Below are 15336 nucleotides of genomic sequence, written 5' to 3' on the forward strand. Positions count from 1 at the left end.
GCGCGGCAGCCGGGCGAAGGTGGCGGGGCCCGCGTAGCGGGGGATGCGGGAGGAGTCGACGGGGCCGAGGGGGCGGCGGTCTGCTGTGGTCATGGCTTCGAGGGTAGGCAGGACGGGCGTCCTGGCACATGTACGTTCCCGAGGGCCACGGCCGTCCTTTTGGACGCCACGTCTATGTCGCAGCTGCCGATATGTCGCAGCCGCGGAGGGACGCCGCCCCCGGCGGGTCCCTCGCGCCGGTCAGCTGTCCTCGGGGCTCCCCAGAGCCGCCGCCGCGGCCGCGACGGGGTCGAGAGGGGCGGCTTCGGGGGCGGGAGCGGGCGCCAGGTCGCAGGTGAAGCCGAGGCGCTTCATGGCGCGGACCACCTCGCCCGCGGTGAAGTCGCGGCGGTCCTGGCGGGTGATCACCGCTCCGACCTGCATGGCGGGGTAGGTGCGACGGCCGATCCGGACCGAGGGACCGGTGATCGGTTCGGGCTTGACGCCGCTCATCGCTTCCTTCACCTCGTTCGCGGTCAGATCGAAGGCGTAGTTGGCGATGACGCAGCGCATAGGACCTCAGCAGGGAGAGGAGGGAGGAAGGGAGCCGGTGGGGCCAGGGTCCCACACCGGATGCCCGGCGGGAAGCGCACAACCGGGTGGCGTGGTTCCCCCCGTTCCGTCGCCGCACGTGCTAGCGTGTTAGGCAGTTGCAGTTTTGGTACCCATGAACTTTATGTGCGCCTGACAGATGTAGCGGTCAGGTGCATTTTGTTTTTCCGGTCATTCCGGATGGGGTCATTGCGGCGACACGGGATCCGTAAGGTTCGGATTCCAGTTCTGCCCCTATCGAAGGAGAATGACATGGCAACTGGCACCGTGAAGTGGTTCAACGCGGAAAAGGGCTTCGGCTTCATCGAGCAGGACGGCGGCGGCGCGGACGTCTTCGCCCACTACTCGAACATCGCTGCCCAGGGCTTCCGCGAGCTCCACGAGGGCCAGAAGGTCTCGTTCGACGTCACCCAGGGCCAGAAGGGCCCGCAGGCCGAGAACATCGTGCCCGCCTGACGTAACACACAGTGATGAGCCGGGGCCCGCACCCGTAGGGGTGCGGGCCCCGGCGCGCGCCTGGCCGCGCCCGCCCCACGCAGACAGACTGCCGCACCGGCCCATCGCGGCCGGACTCCAGGACGGCGGCCTTCAACCCACGGCCGAGGGCCGATCGACGCCTCGGTACATGGCCCCACATGGCCCCGTCATTCACCCGCTCTCCGGCACGTTCTGCGAATTCTCACCTCCGGGAACCTCCCCGTTGAGGAGTCCTCCTCGAAACGCGCCGTACGAGGAAGGCTCCGTATGAACCGCCCTGCCCGCTCGTCCCGCAGCGCCGCACCGCGCTCCCGCAATCGCCGCCCGGCCACCGCTCCCGCCGCCGCCCGCGTCCCCGTCCCCGCCGACGGGAACGAGTTCTCCCTGCCGCCGAGCACCACTCCGCTCCTGCCCGCCGTCGGCTCCTTCACCGAGCTGGACCTGCCGGAGGGGCTCACCGCGGAGCTGGCGCGCCAGGGCGTGACCGTACCCTTTCCGATCCAGGCGGCCGCGCTGCCCAACGCGCTCGCCGGGCGCGATGTCCTGGGCCGTGGGCGGACCGGCTCCGGCAAGACCCTGGCCTTCGGCCTGGCCCTGCTGGCCCGTACCGCCGGGCAGCGCGCCGAGCCCCGCCGCCCCCTCGCCCTGGTCCTGGTTCCCACCCGGGAGCTGGCCCAGCAGGTCACCGACGCGCTCATCCCTTACGCCCGGCCGCTGCGGCTGCGGCTGGCCACCGTGGTCGGCGGGATGTCGATCGGCCGCCAGGCGGGCGCGCTGCGCGACGGCGCCGAGGTGGTCGTCGCGACTCCGGGGCGGCTCCACGATCTGATAGAACGCGGCGACTGCCGATTGGACCAGGTGCGCGTCACGGTTCTCGACGAGGCCGACCAGATGGCCGACATGGGCTTTCTCCCCCAGGTGACCCGGCTGCTGCGGCAGGTTCCGGCCGACGGCCAGCGCATGCTGTTCTCGGCGACCCTCGACCATGCGGTCGGCCAGCTGGTGCGCCGGTTCCTCGACGACCCGGCCGTGCACTCGGTTGACGCCTCCGCGGGCGCCGTCACCACGATGGAGCACCATGTGCTGCACATCGCGGACACCGACAAGCGCACCGTCGTCACCCGGGTGGCCGCCCGCGACGGCCGCGTCATCATGTTCCTGGACACCAAGCGCGCGGTCGACCGGCTGACCAAGCATCTGCTGGCCAGTGGCGTGCGGGCGGCGGCGCTGCACGGCGGCAAGTCCCAGCCGCAGCGCACCCGGACTCTGGACTACTTCAAGACCGGTCATGTCAGCGTCCTGGTCGCCACGAATGTCGCCGCTCGGGGCATCCACGTCGACGACCTCGATCTCGTCGTCAACGTCGACCCGCCGGCCGACCACAAGGATTACCTGCACCGCGGCGGCCGCACCGCCCGTGCGGGTGGTTCCGGCACCGTCGTCACCCTCGTCCTGCCCGATCAGCGCCGTGCGATGGCCGGTCTGATGACGGACGCGGGCATCACTCCGCATACCGCCCGGGTGCACCCCGGCGACACCGAGCTGGCCCGTATCACCGGCGCGCAAGCGCCCTCCGGTACCCCCGTCACCATCGACGCACCGGCTACGGAACAGGCGGCCCCCGGCACCGCCGGGCACCGCCGGGGCCGAAGCCGCCGGCGCGGCCGCCGGGCGGGCAGGTCGCAGCGGGGACTGGCTTCATGATCCTGTCAGAGCCCGGACCGTAGTGGATGCCCCCATTTCTCGCGGCAGAGGCGACAATGGACCGCATGCCGATACCCAGCTCCGCGCCCAGCCGGGCCGAACTGATCGACCACCTGGTCCGCACCCGCATCGCCGGCGACGTCGCCACGCCCAGAGACAACAACCTCTCCCACTACCGCAAGCTCGCGAACGGCGACCGCCACTACTGGCTGGGCCTGGAACTGGGCGACCGCTGGGCCGATGAACAGGACGTACTGGCGGTCATGGCGGAGCGCTGCGGTGTGGTGGACGACCCGGAGCACCGCGCCGGGCAGGACACCATCGACCCGGAGCTCACGGTCGGGGCGCTGGACCGGATGGCCTCGGTGCTGCGCAAGGCGGCCGAGGCGCAGGAGCGGGTGCTGTTCGCGACCGGGCACCCGGGCGGGCTGCTGGACGTACACCGCTTCACGGCGGCGGCGCTGCGGGCCGCGGGGTGCGAGATCGTGGAGATCCCGGGCGGGCTGACGGCCGACGAGGGGTACGTCTTCCAGTTCTGCGACGTGGCGATGCTGGAGCGCGGCGCGACGCTGTGGCACACCCACTCCCCCGCCCCCATGGCCGCGATCCTGGACGGTCTGGAGCAGGAGGGGCGGCCGCTGCCCGATCTGGTGGTCGCCGACCACGGCTGGGCGGGGTGCGCGGGGCAGCGCGGCATCGACGCGGTGGGGTACGCGGACTGCAACGACCCGGCGCTGTTCCTCGGCGAGGCGGAGGGCACGCTGCAGGTGGTGGTGCCACTGGACGACCATGTCACCAACCCGCGGTTCTACGACCCGATGGTCGCCTATCTGCTGGACGCGGCGGGGCTCACGGCCCAGTCCTCCTGACGCGAGCCGGCCGCTTCGACGCGACACGAGCGGCCGCGCTACGCGCGTCAGGACGGTTTTGCGGCGCGCGGGACGCGCATGACGCCTTCCTGGATCACCGACACCGCCAGCTGTCCGTCGGCGGTGAAGATACGGCCCTTGGCCAGCCCCCGGCCGCCGGACGCGGAAGGGCTCTCCTGGTCGTACAGCAGCCACTCGTCCGCGCGGAACTGGCGGTGGAACCACATGGCGTGATCCAGGCTGGCGCCGACGATGTCGCCGACCACCCAGCCGCCGCGCCCGTGGGCGAGGAGCACCGAGTCCAGCAGCGTCATATCGGAGACGTAGGTGGACAGGCAGAGGTGGGTCAGGGGGTCGTCGGCGGCGCCGTCCAGTTTGCCGTTCGTCCGGAACCAAACCTGCGACTTCGGCTCACGCGGCTCCCCGACGCTCGCGTACGGCGGCGCGTCCACGTACCGCAGGTCGATCGCGGCCCGCGTCTCCAGCATCCGCTCGATCACGCTCGGGCCGCTGAAGAGGTGCGCGTACCGGGGCAGCAGTTCCTCGCCCGTCGGCAAGGAGAGCGGATCGGGCACGTCGGGCATCGGCTCCTGGTGCTCAAGCCCCTCCTCGTGGCGCTGGAAGGACGCCGAGAGGTGGAAGATCGGCTGACCGTGCTGGACCGCCACGACCCGGCGGGTGGTGAAGGAGAGGCCGTCGCGGATGCGGTCGACGGTGTAGACGATGGGCGCGTCCGGGTCGCCGGGGCGCAGGAAGTACGAGTGCAGCGAATGCGCCGGGCGGTCGGCCGGGACGGTGCGGCCGGCCGCGACCAGGGCCTGGGCGGCGACCTGGCCGCCGAAGACGCGCGGCACCAGGGGTGCCGCGCTGCTGGTGCCTCGGAAGATGTCCAGGTCTATCCGCTCCAGGTCGAGCAGATCGAGCAGGTTCTGCAGCGCGCCTTGTGGTGCGTCCTGCGGTGCGTGCTGCGGTGCGCCTTGTGGTGCTTCGTTCATGGTTTAAAGAGTTTTGCAGACCAAGATTGCGCGGGTTTTACGGATCTCACAGGCCCATCGACTTCGCGACGATGGACCGCATGACCTCGCTGGTGCCGCCGTAGATGCGGGTGACGCGGGTGTCCGCGTACAGGCGGGCGATGGGGTACTCCATCATGTAGCCGTAACCGCCGTGCAGCTGCAGACACTTGTCGATCACGACGGCCGCGCGCTCGGTGGTGAAGAGCTTCGCGGAGGCCGCGTCGGCCGCGGTGAGCTCGCCCGCGTCATGCGCCTCCAGGGCCCGGTCGACGACCGCCTGCATCGCGTCCACCTCGGACTTGCAGTCGGCGAGCGCGAACTTGGTGTTCTGGAAGGACGCCACCGTCTTGCCGAAGATCGTACGGTCCGCCACATACGCCTTGGCGAACTCGACGGCCGCCGCGGCCTGCGCGTACGCGCTGACGGCGATGCCCAGGCGCTCCTGCGGGAGGTTGTGGGTGAGGTATTCGAACGCCCGGCCCTCCTCGCCCAGCAGGTCCGCCACCGGCACCTTGACGTCGGTGAAGGACAGCTCGGCGGTGTCGGAGGTCTTCAGGCCCAGCTTCTCCAGCTTGCGGCCGACCGCATAGCCCTCGCTCCTGGTGTCGACGACGAGGATGGATATGCCGCCGCGGCGGTCCTCGGGGGTGGCGGGGGCGGTGCGGGCGCAGACCAGGACGCGGTCGGCGAGGACGCCGCCGGTGATGAAGGTCTTGGCGCCGTTGAGGACGTAGTGCGTGCCGTCCTCGGACAGCTTGGCGGTGGTCTTCATACCCGCCAGGTCGGAGCCGGTGCCCGGCTCGGTCATGGCGATGGCGGTCATCATGTCGCCGGCGATGAACGGGGGCAGCCAGCGCCGCTTCTGCTCCTCGGTGGCGTACTTGAGGAGGTACGGCAGGCACAGCGCGGTGTGCACGCCGCTGCCGCCGAAGCTGACCCCGGCCCGGGCGGTCTCCTCGGTGATGATCGCGTTGAACTTGAAGCTGGTCTCGCCCGCGCCGCCGTACTCCTCGGGCACCTCGATACCGAAGATGCCCAGCTCGCCGAGTTTCTTGTAGAACTCGCGCGGGGCCTGGCCGGCCTCCCGCCACTCCTCGTAGTACGGCACGACCTCGGCGGCGATGAAGTCGCGGATGGTCTCCCGGAACGCCTCGTGGTCCTCGTTGAACACCGTGCGACGCATCTGAGGCGACCTCCTCGGTCCGGCTGGCTAAGCGCTTGCTCAGCGAAAGCTACCGGCCGGTCGGCTCACTGTCCAGACCCGTCCGCCGCGGCGCGGAAGGCGCCCAGCGCCAGGCGGTGCAGCAGCTCGGCGGTGGCCGCGCGGCCCGGTAGGGCGCCGGGGCGGCTGAGGTGCGGGGTGGAGTTGAGCAGCCCGAAGACGGCGTGGACACACGCCCGCGCCTCGGGCTCGGCGAGCCGGGGGTGGACCTCGCGCACCACCTGGACCCACAGCTCGACGTACTGCCGCTGGAGCGAGCGCACCAGCTTGCGGTCGGTGTCCCGGAGCCGGTCCAGCTCGCGGTCGTGGAGGATGATCAGCGGGCGGTCGTCGAGGGCGAAGTCGATATGGCCCCTCACCAGCGAGTCCAGCACGGCGCCCGGGTCCCGCTCCTGCCCCGAGGCCTCGGCGGCGCGCTGCTTGCCGCCCGTCAGGAGCCGGCCGCTGATGCCGACCAGCAGCTCCGCCAGCATGGCCTCCTTGCCCGGGAAATGGCGGTAGAGACCCGGTCCGCTGATGCCGACCGCCGCGCCTATCTCGTCGACGCCGACGCCGTGGAAGCCGCGCTCGGCGAACAGGCGCGCCGCCTCCTTCAGGATCTGCTCGCGGCGGGTGGGGGCTGGGGCTTGCGTGCTCATGGACTTGATTCTAGACAGCGGCGTTAGTGGTCGTTAACCTGGTGGGGGCGGGTTAACGCTCATTAACCACGCTCGAGCGCAGGACCACGAGGAAGTCAGAACCACAGGCAGCCAGAACCACAGGCAGCCAGAACCACAGGCAGTCAGGACCGCGAGGCAAGGGGGCCCGTAGTCATGGAGCAGGCACCGGTGCTGGGCAGCGCCGCCGATCCGGCGTCCGACGCCTGGGCGGCCAATGAGGCCGCGCACCGCGAGCTGGCCGCGCGGCTGCGCGAGAAGCTGGCCGAGGCGCGGCTGGGCGGCGGCGAGAAGGCGCGGGCGCGGCACACCGCGCGCGGCAAGCTGCTGCCCCGCGACCGGGTCGACACCCTGCTGGACGCGGGCTCGCCGTTCCTGGAGCTGGCCCCGCTCGCGGCAGACGGGATGTACGGGGGGCAGGCCCCGGCGGCGGGCGTGATCGCGGGGATCGGGCGGGTGGCGGGGCGCGAGGTGATGGTGATCGCCAATGACGCCACGGTCAAGGGCGGCACGTACTACCCGATGACGGTCAAGAAGCATCTGCGCGCCCAGGACGTCGCCTTGGAGAACGGGCTGCCGTGCGTGTATCTGGTCGACTCCGGGGGCGCCTTCCTGCCCATGCAGGACGAGGTCTTCCCCGACCGGGACCATTTCGGGCGGATCTTCTACAACCAGGCGCGGATGTCGGGCGCCGGGATCCCGCAGATCGCGGCCGTGCTCGGGTCCTGTACGGCGGGCGGGGCGTATGTCCCGGCGATGAGCGACGAGGCGGTCATCGTGCGCGGGCAGGGCACGATCTTCCTGGGCGGGCCGCCGCTGGTGAAGGCGGCGACGGGAGAGGTGGTCACGGCCGAGGAGCTGGGCGGCGGCGAGGTCCACTCCAAGGTCTCCGGCGTCACCGACCACCTCGCCGAGAGCGACGCGCACGCCCTGCGCATCGTCCGTACGATCGTCTCGACGCTCCCGGCGCCGCGCTCGCGGCGCGGGGAGCTGCCCTGGCCGGTGGAGCCCTCCGAGGAGCCCGCGGTCGACCCCGCGGGGCTCTACGGGGCGGTGCCGGTCGACTCGCGCACGCCGTACGACGTGCGGGAGGTGATCGCGCGGCTCGTGGACGGCTCGCGGTTCGCCGAGTTCAAGGCCGAGTTCGGCACGACGCTGGTGACGGGCTTCGCGCACCTCATGGGCCATCCGGTGGGCATCGTCGCCAACAACGGCATCCTGTTCTCCGAATCGGCCCAGAAGGGCGCCCATTTCATCGAGCTGTGCGACCAGCGCGGCATCCCCCTGGTGTTCCTGCAGAACATTTCGGGGTTCATGGTCGGCCGCAGCTATGAGGCGGGCGGCATCGCCAAGCACGGCGCCAAGATGGTCACCGCCGTGGCCTGCACGCGCGTGCCCAAGCTCACGGTCGTCATCGGCGGCTCGTACGGCGCGGGCAACTACTCGATGTGCGGACGCGCCTATTCACCGCGCTTCCTGTGGATGTGGCCCAACGCGAAGATCTCGGTGATGGGCGGCGAGCAGGCGGCCTCCGTGCTCGCGACCGTCAAGCGCGACCAGATGGAGGCGCGCGGCGAGGAGTGGCCGGCGGACGAGGAGGAGGCGTTCCGGGCGCCGATCCGCGAGCAGTACGAGACCCAGGGAAGCGCCTATTACGCGACGGCGCGGCTGTGGGACGACGGCGTGATCGACCCCTTGGAGACCCGCGCGGTGCTGGGCCTGGCCCTCACCGCCTGTGCCAACGCGCCGCTTCCGGGCAAGCCCGGCCAGGATCCCGTGACGCCCGGCTTCGGCGTCTTCCGGATGTGAGGGACCGTGGAGCTGAAGAGTGTGAGCCCGATGAGCCCGATGAGCCCGATGTTCGAAACAGTCCTGGTGGCCAACCGCGGGGAGATCGCCGTCCGGGTGATCCGCTCGCTGCGGCGGCTCGGTGTGCGCTCGGTCGCCGTGTTCAGCGACGCCGACGCGGACGCGCTGCATGTGCGCGAGGCGGATACGGCGGTCCGGCTGGGCCCGGCGAGCCCCGCCGAGAGCTATCTGTCGGTCAAGCGGCTGCTGGACGCGGCCGACCGGGCCGGTGCCCAGGCCGTGCACCCCGGCTATGGCTTCCTCGCGGAGAACGCGGCGTTCGCGCGCGCCTGCACCGGCGCCGGGCTCACCTTCATCGGCCCGCCAGCCGCGGCGATCGAGCTGATGGGCGACAAGATCCGCGCCAAGGAGAGTGTGCGGGCGGCGGGTGTGCCCGTGGTGCCCGGCTCCACGGGCAGCGCCCTGACCGACGCCGATCTCGCTGAGGCCGCCCGGGAGATCGGCATGCCGGTGCTGCTCAAGCCCTCGGCGGGCGGCGGCGGCAAGGGCATGCGGCTGGTGCGGGACGAGGCGCGGCTCGCGGACGAGATCGCGGCCGCGCGGCGCGAGGCCCGCGGCGCGTTCGGGGATGACACGCTGCTGGTCGAGCGCTGGATCGACGGCCCCCGGCATATCGAGATCCAGGTGCTGGCCGACGGCTATGGCCATGTCATCCATCTCGGTGAGCGCGAGTGCTCGTTGCAGCGCCGCCATCAGAAGATCATCGAGGAGGCGCCCAGCCCCCTGCTCGACCCCGACACCCGGGCGCTCATGGGCGAGGCCGCGGTGCAGGCGGCGCGCTCCTGCGGCTATGTGGGCGCGGGGACGGTGGAGTTCATCGTCCCGGGCGCCGCCCCGGCGGCGTACTGCTTCATGGAGATGAACACCCGCCTCCAGGTCGAGCACCCGGTGACCGAGCTCATCACGGGTCTTGACCTGGTGGAGTGGCAGCTGCGGATCGCGGCCGGCGAGCGGCTGCCACTCGCCCAGGACGACATCTCGCTGACCGGACACGCCGTCGAGGCCCGTATCTGCGCGGAGACCGCCCGGGTCAGCGGCGGCAGGGTCGACTTCCTCCCCTCGGCGGGCACGGTGCTCGCGCTGTCCGAGCCGGACGGGGAGGGGGTGCGGGTCGACTCCGGGCTGGCCGTCGGCACCGAGGTCGGCACGGTGTACGACCCGATGCTCGCCAAGGTCGTCGCCCACGGCCCCGACCGCCCCACCGCCCTGCGCCGGCTGCGCGCCGCGCTGGCCCGCACCACCACCCTGGGCCTGGACACCAACACCGGCTTTCTGCGCCGCCTCGCCGCCCACCCGGCCGTGGCCTCCGGCGATCTGGACACCGGCCTCGTCGACCGCGAGGCCCCCGGCCTGGTGCCCGCCACCGTCCCGGACGAGGTGTACGCGGCGGCGGCCCTGCTGCGCCAGGCGGCCCTGGAGCCGGGCGGGCCCTCCACCGTGGACGGTTCGGGCTGGGTCGACCCGTTCTCCGTGCCGACCGGCTGGCGGCTGGGCGGTCAGCCCGCCTGGACCGTCCACGCCCTGCGGGTGCCCGGACATGCCCCGGTGACCGTCCGGGTACGCGGCCGGGCGCAGGACGCGGAGGTGTGGGTGGCGGGCCCGGACACCCCCGAGACGCCAGAGACGCCCGCCGCCGAGGCGACGGTCCGCGCGCGGCTCACCCTGCCGCCGACGGACGGCATCGCTTCCCGGGCCGTGCTGGACTGGGGCGGCGTGACCCACACCTTCGCGTACGCCGCGCAGGGCAGCGGCCACTGGCTGGGCCGGGACGGCGACGCCTGGCATGTGGTCGGCCACGACCCGGTGGAGGCGGCGCTGCGCGGCGGGGCGGCCGGCGCCCACGCCGGGGAGCTCACCGCGCCCATGCCCGGCACGGTCACGGTGGTCAAGGCGGCCGTCGGCGACGAGGTCACCGCCGGGCAGGGCCTGCTGGTGGTCGAGGCCATGAAGATGGAGCACGTCATCTCCGCCCCGCACGACGGCACCGTCACCGAGCTCGATGTCACCCCCGGCTCCACGGTCGCCATGGACCAGCTGCTGGCGGTCGTCGCCCCGCACGAGACCGTCGTCGCCCCGCACGGGACCGAGCAGCACGGGACCGAGCAGCGCGAGACCGAAGAGCGTAAGCCCGAGGAGCGTGAGTGATGGCCCTCCCCGACACCCTGCCCATGACCTTCCCGGCCCCCGGGCTGCCCGCCCGGGTCCGCATCCATGAAGTGGGCCCCCGGGACGGCCTGCAGAACGAGAAGACGCTGGTCCCGGTGGCGGTGAAGGCGGAGTTCATCCGCCGACTCGTCGAGGCGGGGCTGACCACCGTCGAGGCGACGAGCTTCGTCCACCCCAAGTGGGTGCCCCAGCTGGCCGACGCCGAGGAGCTGATGCCGCTGTTGGAGGGCACCGAGGCCCGGCTGCCCGTGCTGGTGCCGAACAAGCGCGGTCTGGAGCGTGCGCTGGCGCTCGGCGCGCGCGACGTCGCCGTGTTCGCCAGCGTCACCGAGTCCTTCGCCCGCGCCAATCTCAACCGCTCGGTGGACGAGGTGCTGGAGATGTTCGAGCCCGTCGTCGCCGAGGCCCGCACCGCGGGCGCCGAGGTGCGCGGCTATCTGTCGATGTGCTTCGGCGACCCGTGGGAGGGCGCGGTCCCCGTCTCGCAGACCGTCTCGGTCGCCCGCCACCTCCTCGACATGGGGTGCGCGGAGCTGAGCCTGGGCGACACCATCGGCGTGGCCACCCCCGGCCATGTGCTGGAGCTGCTGTCCGCCCTGAGCGAGGCGGGCATCCCGGCGGAGAAGCTGGCGGTCCACTTCCACGACACCTACGGCCAGGCGCTGGCCAACACGCTCGCGGCGCTGCAGTACGGCGTCACCTGCGTCGACGCCTCCGCCGGCGGCCTCGGCGGCTGCCCGTACGCGAAGAGCGCGACGGGCAACCTCGCCACCGAAGACCTGGTGTGGATGCTCGACGGCCTCGGCATCGAGACCGGGGTCGATCTGCGCCGGCTCGCCGCGACCAGCACCTGGATGGCCCGGCACCTGGGCCGCCCGAGCCCGTCCCGTACCGTCCGTGCGCTCTCCCAGAAGGAGAACTGAGCCATGTCTACCGACCACCGCCTCTCTCCCGAGCACGAGGAACTGCGCCGTACCGTCGAGGCGTTCGCGCACGACGTGGTCGCCCCGAAGATCGGGGAGTTCTGGGAGCAGCATGAGTTCCCGTACGAGATCATCCGCGAGATGGGCCGGATGGGCCTGTTCGGGCTGCCCTTCCCCGAGGAGTACGGGGGCATGGGCGGCGACTACTTCGCGCTCTGTCTGGCCATCGAGGAGCTGGCCCGGGTGGACTCCTCCGTGGCGGTCACCTTGGAGGCGGGCGTCTCGCTGGGCGCGATGCCGATCTTCCGTTACGGCACGGAGGAGCAGAAGCGCCGCTGGCTGCCCGGACTGTGCTCGGGCGAGTCCCTGGGCGCGTTCGGCCTGACGGAGCCCAGCGGCGGCTCGGACGCGGGGGCCACCCGCACCACCGCCCGGCTGGACGAGGCCACGGGCGAGTGGGTGATCAACGGCACCAAGTGCTTCATCACCAACTCCGGCACGGATATCACCGCGCTGATCACGGTCACCGCGGTCACCGGCCGCAAGCCCGACGGCAGCCCCAAGATCTCCACGATCATCGTGCCCTCGGGCAACCCCGGCCTCACCGTCGCCGCCCCCTACTCCAAGGTCGGGTGGAACGCGTCGGACACCCGCGAGCTGTCCTTCTCCGACTGCCGGGTCCCGGCGGACCATCTGCTCGGCGAGAAGGGCCGCGGCTACGCCCAGTTCCTGCAGATCCTGGACGAGGGCCGGATCGCGATCTCCGCGATGGCCACCGGCCTGGCCCAGGGCTGTGTGGACGAGTCGGTGGCGTATGCGAAGACCCGCGAGGCGTTCGGCCGCCCCATCGGTGCCAACCAGGCCATCCAGTTCAAGATCGCGGACATGGAGATGCGGGCGCATATGGCCCGGGTGGCCTGGCGGGACGCGGCCTCGCGGCTGGTGCGCGGCGAGCCGTTCAAGAAGGAGGCGTCGATCGCCAAGCTCTACTCCTCCGAGGTCGCGGTGACCAACGCCCGGGAGGCCACCCAGGTCCACGGCGGATACGGCTTTATGAACGAGTATCCGGTGGCCCGGATGTGGCGGGACTCCAAGATCCTGGAGATCGGCGAGGGCACCAGTGAGGTCCAGCGGATCCTGATCGCCCGCGATTTGGGTCTCGCGGGCTGACCGGTCAGCCCGCGAGACCCGGTCATCCCCCGCGGGCTGACCGGGCCTCGCGTGGGCTGACGGCTCGGCGTCACCCGGCCGGGCGCCCGTTCGGGCCGTGGTCCGCGCGGCTCAGCGCGTGGGCCACGGCACCTGGGGCGAGCGGTAGTAGTCGATGCCGAGCGCGTCCCACCGCGGCCCCTGCGCGGCCAGCCGCACCCGGTACCCGGCCCAGTCGTGCGTGGCGGACGGGGACCAGCCGAGCTCGGCGATGCCCGGGAGCCGGGGGAAGGCCATGTACTCGAGGTGCGCGCTCGTCGACAGGGTCTCCGTCCACAGCGGCGCCTCGACCCCGAGGACCGAGGACGCCGGCGCGCCCTTGATATACGCGCCCGGGTCCCAGTCGTAGGACTGCCGGGCGTCCACCAGCCCGGCCCAGTCCTGCCCCAGCGGCGTGTCCTTGTCGTACTTCATGTCCAGGTAGGCGCGGTTGGCGGGCGAGAGAATCAGCCGGGTGCCCGCCCTGGCGGCGTCTGCGACCTCCTTCTCGCTGCCGTCCTGCCCCCAGTACTGGGCGATGGCCCCCTTGGCGGGCCGGGCGCCGGTCAGCTGGTGCCAGCCGATCACCGTCTTGCCGTACTTGGCGACGAGCGGCTGGACCCGGTCCATGAAGGCCACGAAGTCCTCATGGCTGGTGGAGTGCGCCTCGTCGCCGCCGACGTGGAGATAGCGGCCGGGGGTGAGCGCGGCGACCTCCCGGATCACATCGTCCGCGAAGTCGTACGTCACCTCCTTGGGCGCGCACAGCGAGCTGAAGCCGACCTCGGTGCCGGTGTAGAGCGGGGGCGCGACGCCGTCGCAGTTCAGCTCGGCGTACGAGGCGAGCGCGGCGTTGGTGTGGCCCGGCATGTCGATCTCGGGGACGACGGTCAGATAGCGGCTCGCCGCGTACCGGACGATCTCCCGGTAGTCGGCCTTGCTGTAGAAGCCGCCGGGCCCGCCGCCGACCTGGGTGGAGCCGCCGTACGCCGCGAGCCGTGGCCAGGAGTCGATGGCGATCCGCCACCCCTGGTCGTCCGAGAGATGCAGATGCAGCGTATTGATCTTGTACAGCGCGAGCTGGTCGATATACGCCTTGACCTGGCCGACGGTGAAGAAGTGCCGGGACACATCCAGCATCGCGCCGCGGTAGGCGTAGCGCGGCACATCGGTGACGGTGCCGCCGGAGACGGTCCAGGGGCCGGACTGCCGGGTGTTCCGCTCGACCGCGGCGGGCAGCAGCTGCCGCAGGGTCTGCACGCCGTGGAACAGCCCCGCGGGCCCGCGGGCGCTGATGGTGATCGTGCGCCGGTTCACCTCCAGCCGGTAGCCCTCCGTCCCGAGGCCGCGCCCGCTGGGCGAGGTGCCGAGGAGCCGCAGCCGGATGGCGTCGCCGCCGCGGCCCGGCGCCGTGCTCCAGCCCGCGGTGACCGGCAGCCGGTACCCGGTGGAGGGGCGCAGCACGCCCGCCAGATAGTCGCCCACCTGGCGCGCCGCGCGGGAACCCGGGGCGACCTGGATCCGGGTGTGCGGGCCGAGGGTGTACGGGGTCTTCGCGGGCCGTACGGAGGCGGGCGCGGGCACGACCCGGTCCAGCGGTACCGGCCGCGCCCCGGCGGCGGCACCGGGCGCCGCTGGGCCGGCGGCCGGATCGGATGGGCTCGCGGTGGCGGCGGTCCCCGCTCCCGCCGCCACGGCGAGCAGCAGGGAGCACAGGAGGCTGAGGCGGATCCGGCGTCGTGCCATGGCGTCCCTTTCGTCAGGCGGAACAGACCTTCATCCTGGGTACCGCGAGACCGAATTGAGGTCAAGGTCCAGACCAATGCGCGTCTATCGACCTGTCAGAATTTCCGCCATGGCGGAACTCACCCAGCGCGACGGAACATGGAGCTTCGACGGCGACACCGTGCGGATCGTCCCCGGCCGGGACAAGCGAGTGAATCCGGTGCGCCAGGCGCTCGGCGAACTCGCGGTGCCGCTGGAGGCGTTGGCCGGTATCGCGTACGAGCCGGGACGCCGGACCGGGCGGCTGCGGCTGAAGCTGCGCGAGGGCGCGGACCCGCTGCTGCAGGCGGCGGGCGGCGAGCTGCCGGACGCCGCCGACCCGTACCAGCTGCCGGTGGAGTCCGAGCGCGCGGGCGTGGCCGAGTACATGGTGGACGAGGTGCGCCAGGCCCTGCTGCTGGAGCAGGTGGGCTCCGGGCCCTGCGACCGCTATCTGCTGCCGGGCCCCTCGGTGCCGCTGTCGGCGTCCGCGGGCGACGGCACAGTCTTCTTCGACGGCGAGCAGATCCGTCTGGAGTGGAACTGGAAGACCGAGCAGGCGAAGAAGTCGGGCGGGCCGCGGGTCTTCCCGGTGTCGGACGTCGAGGCGGTGAAGTGGAGCCCCGCCAAGGGCCTGGAGAACGGCTACCTCCGCTTCGCCCTGGTCAAGGTCCCGACCTCGGCCCCGCCCAAGTACGACCCGTACGCCATCGTGATGTACGGCCTCAAGCGGGACCCGCTGATGGCCCTGGTCGCGGCCGCGGTCACGGCCCGGCTGCCGCACCCCGCCGGGCCGCCGGAGCCCACCGACGCCATCCCAGTGCCCGCCGACGCCGCCCCGGTGGCACTGGCCAAGGCCCCCGCCGCGCTCGGGGGCGGGGCCGGAGCCAG

13 protein-coding genes and 1 pseudogene are annotated in these 15336 nt (G+C 72.1%); 8 read left to right on the forward strand and 6 right to left on the reverse strand.

Going from position 1 to position 15336, the window contains the following annotated elements:
- Positions 1 to 183: pseudogene (locus tag CCN51_RS58270) on the reverse strand (agmatinase); the annotation flags it as partial.
- 57 nt (positions 184 to 240) lie between these two features.
- Positions 241 to 552 carry an SCO5918 family protein gene (locus CCN51_RS36825; protein WP_014179499.1) on the reverse strand — a complete coding sequence of 104 codons (312 nt, stop codon included), beginning with the start codon at positions 550 to 552 and terminating at the stop codon, positions 241 to 243.
- Between the two features lie 291 nt (positions 553 to 843).
- On the opposite strand from CCN51_RS36825, the gene CCN51_RS36830 reads away from it, so the two are divergent.
- The 3 genes from CCN51_RS36830 to CCN51_RS36840 all read left to right on the forward strand — a co-directional run bounded on the left by CCN51_RS36830 (position 844) and on the right by CCN51_RS36840 (position 3641).
- Positions 844 to 1047: a cold-shock protein gene (locus tag CCN51_RS36830; RefSeq protein WP_014179498.1), complete on the forward strand. Its 204-nt coding sequence runs from the start codon at positions 844 to 846 to the stop codon at positions 1045 to 1047.
- A gap of 288 nt (positions 1048 to 1335) precedes the next feature.
- Positions 1336 to 2772 carry a DEAD/DEAH box helicase gene (locus CCN51_RS36835; RefSeq protein WP_014179497.1) on the forward strand — a complete coding sequence of 479 codons (1437 nt, stop codon included), beginning with the start codon at positions 1336 to 1338 and terminating at the stop codon, positions 2770 to 2772.
- A 56-nt stretch (positions 2773 to 2828) separates the two neighbouring features.
- Positions 2829 to 3641 (forward strand): phosphatase, encoded by an 813-nt coding sequence (locus CCN51_RS36840; protein ID WP_014179496.1) that lies wholly within the window; start codon positions 2829 to 2831, stop codon positions 3639 to 3641.
- Between the two features lie 47 nt (positions 3642 to 3688).
- On the opposite strand, the gene CCN51_RS36845 is transcribed toward CCN51_RS36840, so the two are convergent.
- From CCN51_RS36845 to CCN51_RS36855, 3 genes are all read right to left on the reverse strand, one after another.
- Complete coding sequence (locus CCN51_RS36845) at positions 3689 to 4636, reverse strand: acyl-CoA thioesterase (protein WP_014179495.1); 948 nt, start codon at positions 4634 to 4636, stop codon at positions 3689 to 3691.
- Positions 4637 to 4682: 46 nt separating this feature from the next.
- Entirely contained in the window at positions 4683 to 5840 is a 1158-nt protein-coding gene (locus CCN51_RS36850) for an acyl-CoA dehydrogenase family protein (RefSeq protein WP_014179494.1), read from the reverse strand.
- 65 nt (positions 5841 to 5905) lie between these two features.
- Positions 5906 to 6517, reverse strand: a complete 612-nt coding sequence (locus tag CCN51_RS36855; protein WP_014179493.1) for an SACE_7040 family transcriptional regulator — start codon at positions 6515 to 6517, stop codon at positions 5906 to 5908.
- A gap of 174 nt (positions 6518 to 6691) precedes the next feature.
- Here CCN51_RS36855 and CCN51_RS36860 point away from each other — a divergent pair, with 174 nt between their 5' ends.
- Genes CCN51_RS36860 through CCN51_RS36875 form a run of 4 tightly spaced genes read left to right on the forward strand, consistent with a single transcriptional unit; the run spans position 6692 to position 12663 of the window.
- The gene (locus tag CCN51_RS36860; protein WP_014179492.1) at positions 6692 to 8344 is read left to right on the forward strand and encodes a carboxyl transferase domain-containing protein; all 1653 of its coding nucleotides are present in this window, start codon (positions 6692 to 6694) and stop codon (positions 8342 to 8344) included.
- Positions 8345 to 8392: 48 nt separating this feature from the next.
- Positions 8393 to 10549, forward strand: coding sequence for an acetyl/propionyl/methylcrotonyl-CoA carboxylase subunit alpha (locus tag CCN51_RS36865; protein WP_043491521.1), 2157 nt, complete (start codon positions 8393 to 8395; stop codon positions 10547 to 10549).
- Positions 10549 to 11493 carry a hydroxymethylglutaryl-CoA lyase gene (locus tag CCN51_RS36870; protein ID WP_014179490.1) on the forward strand — a complete coding sequence of 315 codons (945 nt, stop codon included), beginning with the start codon at positions 10549 to 10551 and terminating at the stop codon, positions 11491 to 11493. The genes CCN51_RS36865 and CCN51_RS36870 overlap by 1 nt, the downstream gene beginning before the upstream one ends.
- 3 nt (positions 11494 to 11496) lie before the next feature.
- A complete protein-coding gene (locus CCN51_RS36875) occupies positions 11497 to 12663 on the forward strand; it encodes an acyl-CoA dehydrogenase family protein (protein WP_014179489.1) in 1167 nt (388 codons plus the stop codon).
- 111 nt (positions 12664 to 12774) lie between these two features.
- On the opposite strand, the gene CCN51_RS36880 is transcribed toward CCN51_RS36875, so the two are convergent.
- Positions 12775 to 14427 (reverse strand): beta-N-acetylhexosaminidase, encoded by a 1653-nt coding sequence (locus CCN51_RS36880; protein WP_014179488.1) that lies wholly within the window; start codon positions 14425 to 14427, stop codon positions 12775 to 12777.
- 109 nt (positions 14428 to 14536) lie between these two features.
- Between CCN51_RS36880 and CCN51_RS36885 the strand changes: the two genes are divergently transcribed.
- Positions 14537 to 15336, forward strand: an 800-nt coding sequence (locus CCN51_RS36885) for a DUF4429 domain-containing protein (RefSeq protein ID WP_086860588.1), incomplete at its 3' end; no start/stop codon positions are given.

This window comes from Streptomyces milbemycinicus, from assembly GCF_002154605.1.
Classification (GTDB): Bacteria; Actinomycetota; Actinomycetes; order Streptomycetales; family Streptomycetaceae; genus Streptomyces; species Streptomyces milbemycinicus.

Bases quoted from the DNA above. Each gene is read 5' to 3' on its own strand.
- CCN51_RS36865 (WP_043491521.1), top strand. From the start codon at position 8,393: ATGTTCGAAACAGTCCTGGTGGCCAACCGCGGGGAGATCGCCGTCCGG.
- CCN51_RS36880 (WP_014179488.1), bottom strand. From the start codon at position 14,427: ATGGCACGACGCCGGATCCGCCTCAGCCTCCTGTGCTCCCTGCTGCTC.
- CCN51_RS36825 (WP_014179499.1), bottom strand. From the start codon at position 552: ATGCGCTGCGTCATCGCCAACTACGCCTTCGATCTGACCGCGAACGAG.
- CCN51_RS36850 (WP_014179494.1), bottom strand. From the start codon at position 5,840: ATGCGTCGCACGGTGTTCAACGAGGACCACGAGGCGTTCCGGGAGACC.
- CCN51_RS36860 (WP_014179492.1), top strand. From the start codon at position 6,692: ATGGAGCAGGCACCGGTGCTGGGCAGCGCCGCCGATCCGGCGTCCGAC.
- CCN51_RS36835 (WP_014179497.1), top strand. From the start codon at position 1,336: ATGAACCGCCCTGCCCGCTCGTCCCGCAGCGCCGCACCGCGCTCCCGC.
- CCN51_RS36830 (WP_014179498.1), top strand. From the start codon at position 844: ATGGCAACTGGCACCGTGAAGTGGTTCAACGCGGAAAAGGGCTTCGGC.
- CCN51_RS36840 (WP_014179496.1), top strand. From the start codon at position 2,829: ATGGACCGCATGCCGATACCCAGCTCCGCGCCCAGCCGGGCCGAACTG.
- CCN51_RS36855 (WP_014179493.1), bottom strand. From the start codon at position 6,517: ATGAGCACGCAAGCCCCAGCCCCCACCCGCCGCGAGCAGATCCTGAAG.
- CCN51_RS36870 (WP_014179490.1), top strand. From the start codon at position 10,549: ATGGCCCTCCCCGACACCCTGCCCATGACCTTCCCGGCCCCCGGGCTG.
- CCN51_RS36845 (WP_014179495.1), bottom strand. From the start codon at position 4,636: ATGAACGAAGCACCACAAGGCGCACCGCAGCACGCACCGCAGGACGCA.
- CCN51_RS36875 (WP_014179489.1), top strand. From the start codon at position 11,497: ATGTCTACCGACCACCGCCTCTCTCCCGAGCACGAGGAACTGCGCCGT.